This window comes from Burkholderia aenigmatica, from assembly GCF_048627025.1.
Lineage (GTDB): Bacteria > Pseudomonadota > Gammaproteobacteria > Burkholderiales > Burkholderiaceae > Burkholderia > Burkholderia aenigmatica.
In genome coordinates this window covers 827,111-840,189 of the sequence record NZ_CP184470.1, presented here as the reverse complement: position 1 = coordinate 840,189, position 13,079 = coordinate 827,111, and the positions used below count along the sequence as shown (strand labels likewise).

The following is a 13,079-nucleotide window of genomic DNA, read 5'->3' as shown; positions in this document are numbered from 1 at the left end:
GCGTCCTCGCTTCCGGCCGGACTCGCCTGCCGGCACGCGGCACGTGCGGCGGAACAAGAGAAGCCGGCGGCCCGGAAGCGACCGCTCGCACCCGGCAACCCGGGCTCCGATCGCCCCGGCGTGGCACGCCGATTGCTCGCCACATTCCCGAAACCGCCAAAACCGACTCCGGCCAAACCCGCATCCAGCCGGCCGCTTCCGGCCTTGCCCCCTCATCCCGTGGCCGATTTTGTCACCAGGTGGGCCGGATATGACAATAAGAATCGACCGCCACGGCATTACGATGGCTCACGTCGTCGCCTGGGCCTGAGCCGGTTTCACCGCATCGCGCCCTGTAGCGCCCCTCATATACCGTCTGATTGGAACATCGACCATGAGCTATAACGCCCCCGTCAAGGACATGCTGTTCGTGCTGAAGGAACTGGCCGGCATCGACGCCGTTGCGCAGTTGCCGGGCTTCGAGGATGCCGGTTACGACACGGCGCAGGCCGTGCTCGACGAGTCCGCGAAGTTCTGCGGCGAGGTGCTGGCCCCGCTGAACGTCGAAGGCGACCGCAACCCGAGCAGCTGGAAGGACGGCGTCGTGACCGCGACGCCGGGCTTCGCGGAAGCATTCCGCCAGTTCGTCGAAGGCGGCTGGCAGGGGCTGCAGCATCCGTCCGAATACGACGGCCAGGGGCTGCCGAAGCTGATCGCGACGCCGTGCATCGAGATGCTGAACGCATCGAACCTGTCGTTCGCGCTGTGTCCGCTGTTGACCGACGGCGCGATCGAAGCGCTGCTGACGGCCGGTACCGACGAGCAGAAGCAGCGCTATGTGCCGAAGCTGATCTCGGGCGAATGGACCGGCACGATGAACCTGACCGAGCCGCAGGCGGGTTCGGATCTCGCGCTGGTGCGCTCGCGCGCCGAGCCGCAGGGCGACGGCACGTACAAGGTGTTCGGCACGAAAATCTTCATCACGTGGGGCGAGCACGACATGGCGGACAACATCGTCCACCTGGTGCTGGCCCGCACGCCGAACGCGCCGGAAGGCGTGAAGGGCATCTCGCTGTTCATCGTGCCGAAGTTCCTGGTCAACGAAGACGGCTCGCTGGGCGCGCGCAACGACGTGCACTGCGTGTCGATCGAGCACAAGCTCGGGATCAAGGCGAGCCCGACGGCCGTGCTGCAGTACGGTGATCACGGCGGCGCGATCGGCTACCTGATCGGCGAAGAAAACCGCGGCCTCGAATACATGTTCATCATGATGAACGCAGCGCGCTTCGGCGTCGGGATGCAGGGCATCGGCGTGGCCGACCGTGCGTACCAGAAGGCGGCGGAATTCGCGAAGGAACGCGTGCAGAGCCGCCCGGTGGACGGTTCGGCCAAGCAGTCGGTGACGATCATCCATCATCCGGACGTGCGCCGCATGCTCGGCACGATGCGTGCGCTGACCGAAGGCGCACGGGCGCTGGCCTACGTGGCCGCTGCGCACAGCGACATTGCCCACCGCCATTCGGACGAGGCGACGCGTGACCGTCATCAGGCAATCTACGAGTATCTGGTGCCGGTGGTGAAGGGCTGGAGCACGGAGATGGTGAACGACGTGGCGAGCCTGGGCGTGCAGGTGCACGGCGGGATGGGCTTCATCGAGGAGACGGGCGCGGCGCAGTACTACCGCGATGCGCGGATCCTGGCGATCTACGAAGGCACGACGGCGATCCAGGCGAACGATCTGGTCGGCCGCAAGACGATGCGCGACGGTGGCGCGGTGGCGAAGGCGCTGATCGCGGAGATCGGCGAGACGGTGGCGGCGCTGGGCAAGCTGGACGGCGCGGCGGCCGCATCGGTGAAGGCGCAGCTGGAGAAGGGCGCGAAGGCGCTGTCGTCGGTGGTCGATTACGTGGTGGCGAACGTGAAGCAGGACCCGAACGCGGTGTTCGCGGGCAGCGTGCCGTACCTGAAGCTGGCGGGCGTGGTGCTGTGCGGGTGGCAGATGGGCCGCGCGCTGGTGGCGGCGCAGGCGAACCGCGCAAGCGACCCGGCGTTCTTCGATGCGAAGATCGCGATCGCGCAATGCTATGCGGAGCACGTGCTGGTGCAGGCGGGCGCGCTTGAAGCGTCGATCGTCGGCACGAAGGGCAACGAGGGCGTGCTCGCGTTGACGGAAGACCAGTTCTGACCGGCTGACGGTCGGGACGCAGGAGGAGACAGGATTTTGACCACACAGGACTTGCTCGCGCAATACGGCCCGCGCGAATCGATGGAATACGACGTCGTGATCGTCGGCGGCGGCCCCGCCGGGCTGTCGGCAGCGATCCGGCTCAAGCAGCTGGCCGCCGAGAAAGGCACCGAGATCGGCGTGTGCGTGCTCGAGAAGGGTTCCGAGATCGGCGCGCACATCCTGTCGGGCGCGGTGATGGATCCGCGCGCGATCAACGAACTGTTCCCCGACTGGAAGGAACGCGGTGCACCGCTCGACGTCGAGGTGACGGAAGACCGCTTCCTGTTCCTGTCCGAGAAGAGCGCGGTGACCACGCCGAACTGGGCGCTGCCCGCCAACTTCCAGAACCACGGCAACTACGTGATTTCGCTGGGCAACGTCACGCGCTGGCTTGGGGCACAGGCCGAGGCCCTGGGCGTCGAGATCTTCCCCGGCTTCCCGGCCGCCGAAATCCTGTACAACGACGACGGCTCGGTGAAGGGCGTCGCGACCGGCAACATGGGCGTGGGCAAGGACGGCGAGCCGACCGAGAACTTCCAGCTCGGCATGGAGCTGCACGCGAAGTACACGCTGTTCGCCGAAGGCTGCCGCGGCCACCTCGGCCGCCAGCTGATCTCGAAGTTCAAGCTCGACGCGAACGCGGATCCGCAGGCCTACGGGATCGGCATCAAGGAGCTGTGGGAAATCGATCCGGCGAAGCACAAGCCGGGCCTCGTGATCCACACGGCCGGCTGGCCGCTGAAGTCCGATACGTACGGCGGCTCGTTCCTGTATCACATGGACAACAACCAGGTGGTGGTCGGCTTCGTGGTGGGCCTTGGTTACACGAACCCGTACCTGTCGCCGTTCGAGGAGTTCCAGCGCTACAAGACGCACCCGTCGATCCGCGCGTTCCTGGAAGGCGGCAAGCGCGTGTCGTACGGCGCGCGCGCGATCACCGCGGGCGGGCTGCTGTCGCTGCCGAAGACGGTGTTCCCGGGCGGCGCGCTGATCGGCGACGACGCAGGCTTCCTGAACGCATCGCGGATCAAGGGCAGCCACGCGGCGATCAAGACCGGCATGCTCGCGGCCGACGCCGCGTTCGACGCGGTGCAGGCCGGCCGCCAGAGCGACGAGCTCAACGCCTACCCGGACGCCTTCAAGCAGTCGTGGCTGTACACGGAGCTGCACCGTGCGCGCAACTTCAAGCAGTGGATGGCCAAGGGGCTGTACATCGGTACGCCGATGGTATTCATCGAGCAAAAGCTGATGGGCGGCAACGTGCCGTGGACGCTGCATCACAAGCATGCGGACCACGAGATGCTGAAGCCGGCGTCGCAATGCCAGCCGATCGAGTATCCGAAGCCGGACGGCAAGCTGACGTTCGACCGGCTGTCGTCGGTGTTCATCTCGAACACGAACCACGAGGAGAACCAGCCGGCGCACCTGACGCTGAAGGATGCGAGCGTGCCGGTGAACGTAAACCTGAGTACGTACGCGGGCCCGGAGGGGCGTTTCTGCCCGGCGGCCGTGTACGAATTCGTGAAGAACGACGACGGCAGCGATCGCCTGGTGATCAACGCGCAGAACTGCGTGCACTGCAAGACCTGCGACATCAAGGACCCGACGCAGAACATCGTGTGGGTCACGCCGGAAGGCAGTGGCGGGCCGAATTACCCGAACATGTAACGCAACGTATCCCCGCGCCTGCGGGCGCGAACGAACCGGAGTGAGACGATGAGCAATGCAGCGAAAGAAGTCGTGGTGGTGAGCGGTGTCCGTACCGCGATCGGTGATTTCGGTGGCAGCCTGAAGGATTTCTCGCCGACCGATCTCGGCGCGAAGGTCGTGCGCGAAGTGCTGTCGCGCGCGAACGTGCCGGGCGATGCGGTCGGGCATGTCGTGTTCGGCCACGTCGTGAACACCGAGCCGAAGGACATGTATATCGCGCGCGTCGCAGCGATCGACGGCGGCGTCGCGCAGCATACGCCCGCGCTGACCGTGAACCGCCTGTGCGGTTCGGGCCTGCAGGCGATCGTGTCGGCCGCGCAGACGATCATGCTCGGCGACGCCGACGTCGCGATCGGCGGCGGCTCGGAGAACATGAGCCGCGCACCGTACACCGTGCCGGCCGCGCGCTTCGGCCAGCGCATGGGCGACGGCAAGCTCGTCGACATGATGCTCGGCGCGCTGCATGACCCGTTCCAGACGATCCACATGGGTGTGACGGCCGAGAACGTCGCGGCGAAGTACGGCATCTCGCGCGACGCGCAGGATGCGCTGGCGCTCGAATCGCATCGTCGCGCGGCGCGCGCGATTGCGGAAGGGCGCTTCAAGGATCAGATCCTGCCGATCTCGATCCGCACGAAGAAGGGCGAGGTCGCGTTCGACACCGATGAGCACGTGCGTCACGACGCGAGCGAGGACGATTTCACGAAGCTGCGTCCGGTGTTCAAGAAGGAGAACGGCACCGTGACGGCCGGCAACGCATCGGGCATCAACGACGCGGCCGCAGCCGTGCTGATGATGAGCGCGGACGCCGCGCGCGCACAGGGCGTGAAGCCGCTCGCACGCCTCGTCGCATATGCGCACGCGGGTGTCGATCCGGCGTACATGGGCATCGGCCCCGTGCCGGCCACGCAGAAGGCGCTCGAACGCGCGGGCCTGAAGATCACCGATCTCGACGTGATCGAGGCGAACGAGGCGTTCGCTGCCCAGGCGTGCGCGGTCACGCAGGAGCTCGGTCTCGATCCCGCGAAGGTCAACCCGAACGGCTCGGGCATCTCGCTCGGTCACCCGATCGGCGCAACCGGTGCGCTGATCACGGTCAAGGCGCTGTACGAACTGAAGCGCATCGGCGGGCGTTACGCGCTCGTGACGATGTGTATCGGCGGCGGCCAGGGGATTGCGGCGATCTTCGAGAACATCTGATAATCGAACGCTCAGCACCCGAACACACAGGAAATTTCATGGCCATCGAAATTGTCGGCGTCGTGGGCGCCGGAACCATGGGTAACGGCATTGCGCAGACCGCCGCCGTTGCAGGACTCAATGTCGTGATGATCGACGTCAGCGACGCCGCGCTCGAGAAGGGCATCGCGACGCTGAAGGGCAGCCTCGAGCGGCTCGTGTCGAAGGACAAGCTCGACGCAGCCACGCGCGACGCGGCGCTGGCGCGTATCACGACGTCGACCGACTACGCGAAGCTCGCAGCGGCCGATATCGTGATCGAAGCCGCGACCGAGAACGTCGAGCTGAAGGGCCGCATCCTGAAGCAGATCGAGGCCGTTGCGCGGCCCGAAGCGATCATCGCGACCAACACGTCGTCGATCTCGATCACCGCGCTTGCGGCGCCGCTCGCCGATCCGGCGCGCTTCGTCGGCATGCACTTCTTCAACCCGGTGCCGCTGATGCCGCTCGTCGAGATCATCCGCGGGCTGCAGACGAGCGACGCGACCGCGTCGGCGGTGCGCGCGCTGACCGAGCGTTTCGACAAGTCGCCGATCGGCGTGCGCAATTCGCCGGGCTTCGTCGTGAACCGGATTCTCGTGCCGATGATCAACGAGGCGTTCTTCGTGCTGGCTGAAGGGATCGCGTCGGCGGAGGAGATCGATGCGGGGATGAAGCTGGGTGCGAACCATCCGATCGGGCCGCTCGCGCTGGCGGATCTCGTCGGTCTCGACGTGTGCCTCGCGGTGATGGACGTGTTCGTGAAGGACTTTGGGGATCCGAAGTATCGCGCGTGCCCGTTGCTTCGTGAGATGGTGACGGCGGGGCGCCTCGGGCGCAAGACGGGGCGTGGGGTGTACGACTACGCTTGATGGCTGCTGCAGATAGTCTGCGAACCCGCGAAACTACGCAAAAAGCCCTGAATGCCGTTTGGCCTTCGGGGCTTTTTTTCATCCTCGTGCGCTGTATCAATTTTTGCTCGTTCGGGCAGTCGGGCCATTTTTGACCCGGTCGAGCCAAAAATGGCCCGATAAATTCTCTTTCTTTTCAATGGGTTGATTTTGATCGGGCCAAAAATGGCCCGATTTCCCCTCAAAAAATGCGATTTCTTTTGAGATTCGCGTTGCCAGATATCTGGCGGATGTCCCTCAAATACCTCTAACGCATTGATCCTGAAGGAATAGCGCGACAACGCGTGTGGATTGGCACGGCTATTGCATAAAGAGCCCGTGCCATTCCGGCGCAAAGGCCCAACCGGCCTTTTCGACAATAACTTCAAGGAAGCAGCCAATGCCGACTCCCGCCTATATCAGCATCCAGGGCAAGACCCAGGGCAACATCACGCAGGGCGCCTTCACCGCCGACTCGGTGGGCAACGTGTACCAGGAAGGCCACGAAGACCAGATCCTGGTCCAGGAAATCGAACACCTGATCGCGACGCCGACCGACCCGCAGAGCGGTCAGCCGTCCGGCCAGCGCGTACACAAGCCGTTCACTTTCACCGCACCGCTGAACAAGGCCACGCCGCTGCTGTACCAGGCGCTGGCGGCGGGCGAGACGCTCCCGGAAGTGGAAGTGAAGTGGTATCGCACCTCTACTGAAGGCAAGCAGGAGCATTTCTTCACGACCAAGCTGGAAGACGCCACGATCGTCAATATCAACACCGCGCTGCCGCACGCGCAGGACCCCAGCAAGGCCGAGTACACCCAATTGGTGAAGGTCTCCATGGCGTACCGCAAGATCACCTGGACTCATGCGATCGCCGGTACCGAGGCTTCGGACGACTGGCGCAAGCCGCAGGAAGCCTAAGTTCGGACGATCCGAGCGACCGGTGCATACGCCGGTCGCTCGGCGCACGTGTAGATCGACGGCTCGATCATGGACCGGTAAGGAATGCTTATGGTGATGTCATCCGACCTGCGTTTTACCTTCACTGCTGGCGACGAATCATTCGAGGTCGTCGAGTTCACGCTGCATGAGGGGTTGTCCGAGACCTTTCGCTTCGTTGAGGAAAATTCACTTTTTGGCTCAGGTTGGTATAGAAACGGGCTGGTGGCAGTATCGTGAAGAGATCGGAAGTGATTGGTATTTTAGAACCATGTATGAAGTAATTACCCCGACGGAAGCTGGTGAGGACTACGATAGAGCAGTTTTGCTTGGCAGAAATCTTCCATCCGGACGTCGCCCAGTTGAACTTCCAAATCCCGGGCCGAAGCCGAAACCGACAATTAATAGGGAAGGGTACATGTCGACTCGGCCATCGCAAGTTTTGCAGAAAGCTTCGGGAATGGACAATGGGGTTGCAAATGTATCAAAAGGTGGCGCGGCTGGAGATGGTCCTAGATTCCGCGGTCGTGGATTTTTGCAAATTACCGGTCGGAGAAATTATGTAAGCTACGGGAAATATAGAGGGCGAAATTTTGTAACCGATCAAAATAGTAGTCTTCTAGCAAGTGATGAATATAATTCTTGTGATGCCTCTGGTTTTTGCTGGGCGAGGGAAAGAATTTCATCTTATTGTGATCGCGGCAGTGGTACGGAAGTCGTCACTCAGGTTGGTTCAATGATAAATCGAGGAACGCCCAATGGAATTCCGTTGGAGAAAGACCTTCGGCAATCATCTTTTCTTAAAATTTGGAAGGGGACGGGAGAGTAGTGTGATGTGCGGTATTTTTGTTCTAATGATGCTATTTTGTCGGGCGGAATATGCATTTGGGGCATGTTTGGAGGGTGTTGGGGTTGATGGCTATAAGTTGGTTGGCTGTAAGGTATATTCTGATTCTACGGTATCGATACTTGATGATTCGATTCAAGGTGGAAGGGGTGGTAATTTTGATTTTATGCCATTTTACGTGGTCTTTTTTAAGGAGGGTGTTGAGCCGCCGCGGTCACTTGCTGCGGATGGAAACTGGAATGAACTCGGAGATGTATCTCTGCCATATAAAAATCAGATCGATGAGCATGGCAATCTGAGCGATCAGGCGGCAAGAAGATTATCGCTGCCGGGGTGGAGTGTGGCTGGCGAGGTTTTTGTCTATCACGCGAGTGTTCCCCAAATTGGCATGATAGTGGTTTGTGCTAGAGCGTTAAGAAATTTATCGAAAATTCATATTGCTGTATATCACTGTAGTTCGTTTTATGAGGGTGATTTGGAGAATTTCAAGAAAGCTCTCCGCCATGTGGAGAGTTCGGTAGAACTCTATCATCAGTGATTTTTTGAACTAGCGCTGGATGGCTGGTGCCTTTGGTAAAATCGCTGGGAGCAAAGTCTATGAGGTGAGCAATGTGATGTGTCGCAATGACTTTTCGGGCGTTGGGCGAGCCGTCACTTGCTATGCGGCTGTATTGGTGCTACTTGCCGGAAAAGGCATGAAATTTTCTATTTGTGGTGATGGCATTATCGAGAATCCTGTTGATTAGAGGGCAAGCTGAGTGCTACGACGAAGTATCGCGATGTAGCCATTCGATCATTCGACCTGGACCTATGCGATCGCCGGTACCGAGGCTTTGGACGACTGGCGCAAGCCGCAGGAAGCCTGAGTTCGGGCGATCCGAGCACCGGTGCATGCGCCGGTCGCTCGGCGCACGTGTAGATCGACGGCCCGATCATGGGCCGGTAGTGACCCGCGGTACCTGAGTAGTTTCAAACGTTACCTGTCAGCGCGTGACTCCATCGCAGGCTTACCGGGTTATGAGCCGACCACCTATACGAACTCCGCCGCTGCTCGGCCCACACGGAACTGGTTGAAAATGGGCCGACCGTGGATTTCGGCTTTAGCGTCGATGGGACTGAGCAGCGCCGCGTCACCTTATTCTCGTTCTCGTGCGAGGACTGTCCACCGCCTGGACAGTGAGTGCACCGAATGCCTACGGCTGCTGGCGGCACTCTTGCTATTCAGTGGGTGCAGTTTCGCCTGGTTGGCGCGCTCGTTCCTAGCGTGCAGGGTACTGCGCAGTTGATATACCCACGCTCGACGATGCCTGCACGTTCTGTTATGTGGCGTCAGCCATGAATCGCATCGGCCATCGGAACGATGGCGGGCCTGCGTGGGTATATTCCACCGTCGCTCCGAACTGCCCGATAGCCATGTGAGGGTGGTTATCAGGCAGTGCAAGATAGCGATGAGCCCTGCTTGCCGCTCTACGAAGACGGCGCGCCGGGTGGCGCGCTGGCACGTGGATCGCTGGAGCGCCGCGGGACGCTCGCTTGTCGCATGCCGAGTTTGACTTCGGCTGTGGCTTGCCCGCCCGCCGGAGTCACCACTCGCCGCTCGTCCTGCAACAACATGCGCGGCAGCACGAAGCCCTTGAACAACGGCTGGGTGAACGGATTGTTCGCCTTTTCCGTACTGATGCGATAGCGCATGCCGCCATCGGGGGCAGCAAAGCTGAGGTCGACACTGGTACTGGTGGCCCCGTTTAGACGAGCCTGACTGAGCAGGCGATAGAGCGACCATGGGCCGCGATAGATCAGCCCGCTGCTGCTGCCGCTGGCGTTGACCAGGGTCATGCGGCTTTCGTTGCTGGGCGCGAGCGTGTTGGGCCAGATGAGGGCGGTGCTGGTGGTGGGGCCGTGGTTGTAGGTGATCAGTTGCCCCTCGACGCTGAGCGCGCTGCTGCGCTTATTGGCGGCCAAGCCCAGCGGCTCGATGTAGAACTGCACACCCAATTGCCCGCGGTTGTTGAAGAAAGCGTCGCTGATTTTGTCGGCGGCCTTCAATTGAGTGAGTACGTCGTCACGCACGAGATATCCACCGAGGTGTTCCGAGTACAGCGCTTCGAGGTTGTCCTGGATGAACAGGTTGAGGTACTTGTCACGGAACTGCTGCAACTTGCCCTGCGGTCCGAAGAAGGTAGCGAAGTCGTCCAGAGATACTTCTTCACGGCTGGCTGGATTGAACGGATAACGATTGGCCAGGTGCTCGCGGTAGAAGCGGTAAACATCGGTGTCCCAGCGCTTTTCGAGTTCGCGCAGGGCTTCCACCAGCAACACGCGCGACGATTCATTGGCCAGTTTGCCGACCTGGTGATTCAATGGTTCGGGTAGTCCGCTGGCGATTCGCTGGAGGTTGGCGATGGGGTCGGGGCCTTTGAGGGCGAACCGATCCAGCACGATGTCGAGCGCGGCCTTGCCGCGATCTGGACTGTCGTGAACGGTCCGCACGGTATCCTGCACGGCACCGATGCTCTGCATGGTTTCGTCCAGATAAGCGGCACGTCCGCTCTTTGCATCGAGCAACTGGCTCATGGGTGCGAAAGCGCGGGCAATGGTGATGACCGGCAGCGGCTCGTCCACGGTGCCGGCAGGCAGATCCATCTTGGCGGGCAGCGCAGCGGCCTTGACTTGGCTTCCTGACGCGTCTGTGCTGGCAACGTTGATGGGCTTGTTGCCAAGCTCGCTGTTGTCACGCACGGTTTCCACCAGGCGTCGTAATGGTGCTGCAGGGCTGGTCACGCTACCCAGGATGGTGACGGCCTGGCCGATGTCCTGGAAGTTGCGCACGGCGATGTGGTTGAGGTTGCGCTGCCAGGTGTCGATGTAGTCGCGGCTGTAGAGCGCGCGGATGCGGTCGGCCAGCGCACGTTTGTCGGCGTCGGAGTAGTCTATGTCGCGTCGTTCGCCGAGTGCCCACTGGTCGATCATGGCCAGCTCGGTGAGATCTTGGCTATGCGGGGCGAAGTAGGCGCGATAGCCCTTGGCGGTCAGCAGCGCGTCGATGCGACCGTTGGCGGGTGGGTTGGCACCCTGGGCAGACACGGTGCTTTCGGGTTCGTAGACGATGTCGTAGGCCGGGCCGATTTCATTGCGCAGATCCAGCGGGGCACGAAGCGAGGTACCGGCCTGGCGGCGCATGGTCATATATACGCGCTGCGGCAGCGGGATCGCGCGCAGTTCGCGCTGCACGGCCGACATGCGCTCCTGGTATTGCGGCAGACGGGCATCGGCGTACTTCATTGCGTAGTCGAGATGGCTCAGCAGCGCGCGCTGCACGCCGTTCTCGCCCGGGAAGGCGGCCTGCCACTGGGTCGTCATCCAGTTTTCCACGACCGGCGGCCGGCGATTGGCCCGATCCTCGATCATGCGGTAGACCCGCAGCGCGGCGAGTTGCGTATCACTGTCCGCACCGGGTGCATCGAGCTGCTGCATCACACCGCTTGCCAGCGCCGGCAGGAAGCGCTGCGATAGAAGGGCGAGATAGGCTTGGTCGACCTTCGGTCCGATCGTGCGTCCTTGGTACAGGCCCAGGTCGGCGACGATCGGCCACGCGTCGCGGTAGTCGCCATAGACGGCGACGGCACTGGCAATCTGGTTCAGCGGTTGCAACAGATTACGGCCAGTCGGATCGAGTGCGCCGTCGATGGCGTGGGCGCTGAAGGCACGGCTACGCTCCAGTACGGCGAGCGCCTTGTCGCGGTTCAATGCGTAGTAGTGGTACCACGCGCCGATCACCAGCACGCTGCCGAGAGAGGCTACGCCGAAGCGTAGCGCCAGCGCGTGCTTCTTGTCGGCGATGACCTTGGGGTTATCGCCCGCGAGACCGGACTCCGGATACACGATGCGCTGGAACAGGTGCTGTGTGAAGTAGACCAGCGCGCGTCCGCTAGGCTGCATTACGTTGACCGGCTTGCGCAGAGAATAGGTCTGTGACGCGGTGGCGATGAAGGCGTTGTTGAGCACACCTTGCTGGTAGACCGATGAGAAGAATACCCCGCGCGGCAGCGCCGGGGTGACGTAGCGGTCGCTACCGAGGACATCGGCAAGGAAATCCAGCAGTACGGAACGCAGGCCGCTGAGCTGTCGGGTGAGCGAATACAGTGCCTCGCGTTGCACCAGCTCGGACACGTCGGCCAGTGCATCGAATACCTGTTCGTTCAAGCGACGGAGGAACGTGTCGTAGTGCGTACCGAGTTCATCGAGCCAGGCGTCGTAGCGCTGGACTGAATCGAGGGTGAAGCTGAAACCAAAGATGTCCTCGCGAATCGAGCGGGGCAAGCGAGCGAACAGCGTTTCGAAACCTTCCAGCAGGTCGAACTTGCTGAGCACCACGTACAGCGGCGGCCGTGTGCCGAGCTGGCGGCTCAGTTCAGCCAGCCGTGCTCGCAGCAGTGCCGCAAGCGCCTTGCGGTCGCTCACGGTCTGGTGCGCAAGGGTTTCCAGGCTGACCATCAGCACGACACCGTTGAGCGGACGGCGGCTGCGGTTGCGGCCAAGCCAGCCGACGAAGCTGTCCCACAGCCGTGCGTGGAGATCTTCCGGGAGCGCGCGATGCCGCGCCAGCCTCGCAGGCAGGACGGACGGGCTTTCGCTTTCCGCTTGGTCTACGTCGGCGGCTTGTGCAATCCGTGGCTGGCTGATCAGCTCGCCGGGCGGATCGATCAGCACGGCCTGGTCACCCATCCACCAGTCGATGGCGTAGATCTTGTCAGGGTCCTCTTGCATGCGTCGACTGCCGGCCTTCATTTCGCCGGTGAGCGAGAAGGTCTGCCCGGATCGATTGACGAAGCTTGTCTTGCCTGAATTCTCTTGCCCCAGCACCAGGTACCACGGCAGCTGGTACAACGCCTGGCGGCTTTTGAGATTGGCTTGCAGCGTGGCGAGGCTGTGATCGAGGTCACGCTCCTGCGCCTGGACGTAACGCAGGCACGGATCAACCTTCCGGTCCTCTACCTGCTGTCGTTCGGCTTCCAGGCGTTGCGTGCGTTTGCGCAGGCGCAAGGCCCACATCAGCAGCGGCAGCACGAGCAGGACGACGGTTGCCAATGCTCGTGCGGTAAGGCTGCCCAGGGGCCGGTAGGCGCCCCAGATCCACTTGGGTCCGAGCCACCAGATGGCGGCGAGCGCGAGCGCCACGAGCAGCAGTTGCAGCAGAGGCGCACCTTGCCGCCCCCAGCGCAGCAAGCGCCACCCGTAACGTTGCAGATTCGACCAGATGTTCCCCATGAA

Annotated in this window: 9 protein-coding genes; 7 read left to right on the top strand and 2 right to left on the bottom strand. The window is 62.1% G+C overall.

Annotated elements, in window-relative coordinates; translation table 11 throughout:
* The first annotated feature begins 373 nt into the window (after window positions 1–373).
* The 4 genes from ACN8ZM_RS36180 to ACN8ZM_RS36165 all read left to right on the top strand — a co-directional run bounded on the left by ACN8ZM_RS36180 (window position 374) and on the right by ACN8ZM_RS36165 (window position 6,006).
* Window positions 374–2,164, top strand: coding sequence for an acyl-CoA dehydrogenase (locus ACN8ZM_RS36180; RefSeq protein ID WP_043185829.1), 1,791 nt, complete (start codon window positions 374–376; stop codon window positions 2,162–2,164).
* A gap of 81 nt (window positions 2,165–2,245) precedes the next feature.
* Window positions 2,246–3,874 (top strand): electron transfer flavoprotein-ubiquinone oxidoreductase, encoded by a 1,629-nt coding sequence (locus tag ACN8ZM_RS36175; RefSeq protein WP_420213322.1) that lies wholly within the window; start codon window positions 2,246–2,248, stop codon window positions 3,872–3,874.
* 48 nt (window positions 3,875–3,922) lie between these two features.
* On the top strand, window positions 3,923–5,116 hold the full coding sequence (gene bktB, locus ACN8ZM_RS36170) for a beta-ketothiolase BktB (RefSeq protein WP_175021635.1): 1,194 nt from the start codon (window positions 3,923–3,925) through the stop codon (window positions 5,114–5,116).
* Window positions 5,117–5,154: 38 nt separating this feature from the next.
* Window positions 5,155–6,006 (top strand): 3-hydroxybutyryl-CoA dehydrogenase, encoded by an 852-nt coding sequence (locus ACN8ZM_RS36165; protein WP_089454272.1) that lies wholly within the window; start codon window positions 5,155–5,157, stop codon window positions 6,004–6,006.
* Here the strand turns inward: ACN8ZM_RS36165 and ACN8ZM_RS36160 are convergent.
* Window positions 5,997–6,425: a hypothetical protein gene (locus ACN8ZM_RS36160; protein ID WP_420212833.1), complete on the bottom strand. Its 429-nt coding sequence runs from the start codon at window positions 6,423–6,425 to the stop codon at window positions 5,997–5,999. The genes ACN8ZM_RS36165 and ACN8ZM_RS36160 overlap by 10 nt on opposite strands.
* Here ACN8ZM_RS36160 and ACN8ZM_RS36155 point away from each other — a divergent pair.
* The 3 genes from ACN8ZM_RS36155 (at window position 6,425) to ACN8ZM_RS36145 (ending at window position 8,346) form a co-directional block, all read left to right on the top strand.
* Complete coding sequence (locus ACN8ZM_RS36155) at window positions 6,425–6,943, top strand: Hcp family type VI secretion system effector (RefSeq protein ID WP_089451102.1); 519 nt, start codon at window positions 6,425–6,427, stop codon at window positions 6,941–6,943. The two genes, ACN8ZM_RS36160 and ACN8ZM_RS36155, sit on opposite strands and share 1 nt — an antisense overlap.
* A gap of 96 nt (window positions 6,944–7,039) precedes the next feature.
* Window positions 7,040–7,201 carry a hypothetical protein gene (locus tag ACN8ZM_RS36150; protein ID WP_420212832.1) on the top strand — a complete coding sequence of 54 codons (162 nt, stop codon included), beginning with the start codon at window positions 7,040–7,042 and terminating at the stop codon, window positions 7,199–7,201.
* Window positions 7,202–7,719: 518 nt separating this feature from the next.
* Complete coding sequence (locus ACN8ZM_RS36145; protein ID WP_420212831.1) at window positions 7,720–8,346, top strand: hypothetical protein; 627 nt, start codon at window positions 7,720–7,722, stop codon at window positions 8,344–8,346.
* A gap of 929 nt (window positions 8,347–9,275) precedes the next feature.
* On the opposite strand, the gene tssM is transcribed toward ACN8ZM_RS36145, so the two are convergent.
* Window positions 9,276–13,076, bottom strand: coding sequence for a type VI secretion system membrane subunit TssM (tssM, locus tag ACN8ZM_RS36140; RefSeq protein WP_420212830.1), 3,801 nt, complete (start codon window positions 13,074–13,076; stop codon window positions 9,276–9,278).
* Between the last annotated feature and the right edge of the window lie 3 nt (window positions 13,077–13,079).

Coding starts and splice junctions, on each gene's coding strand:
- ACN8ZM_RS36150 (WP_420212832.1), top strand. CDS start 7,040: ATGTCATCCGACCTGCGTTTTACCTTCACTGCTGGCGACGAATCATTC.
- bktB (WP_175021635.1), top strand. CDS start 3,923: ATGAGCAATGCAGCGAAAGAAGTCGTGGTGGTGAGCGGTGTCCGTACC.
- tssM (WP_420212830.1), bottom strand. CDS start 13,076: ATGGGGAACATCTGGTCGAATCTGCAACGTTACGGGTGGCGCTTGCTG.
- ACN8ZM_RS36155 (WP_089451102.1), top strand. CDS start 6,425: ATGCCGACTCCCGCCTATATCAGCATCCAGGGCAAGACCCAGGGCAAC.
- ACN8ZM_RS36180 (WP_043185829.1), top strand. CDS start 374: ATGAGCTATAACGCCCCCGTCAAGGACATGCTGTTCGTGCTGAAGGAA.
- ACN8ZM_RS36175 (WP_420213322.1), top strand. CDS start 2,246: ATGGAATACGACGTCGTGATCGTCGGCGGCGGCCCCGCCGGGCTGTCG.
- ACN8ZM_RS36165 (WP_089454272.1), top strand. CDS start 5,155: ATGGCCATCGAAATTGTCGGCGTCGTGGGCGCCGGAACCATGGGTAAC.
- ACN8ZM_RS36145 (WP_420212831.1), top strand. CDS start 7,720: ATGGAATTCCGTTGGAGAAAGACCTTCGGCAATCATCTTTTCTTAAAA.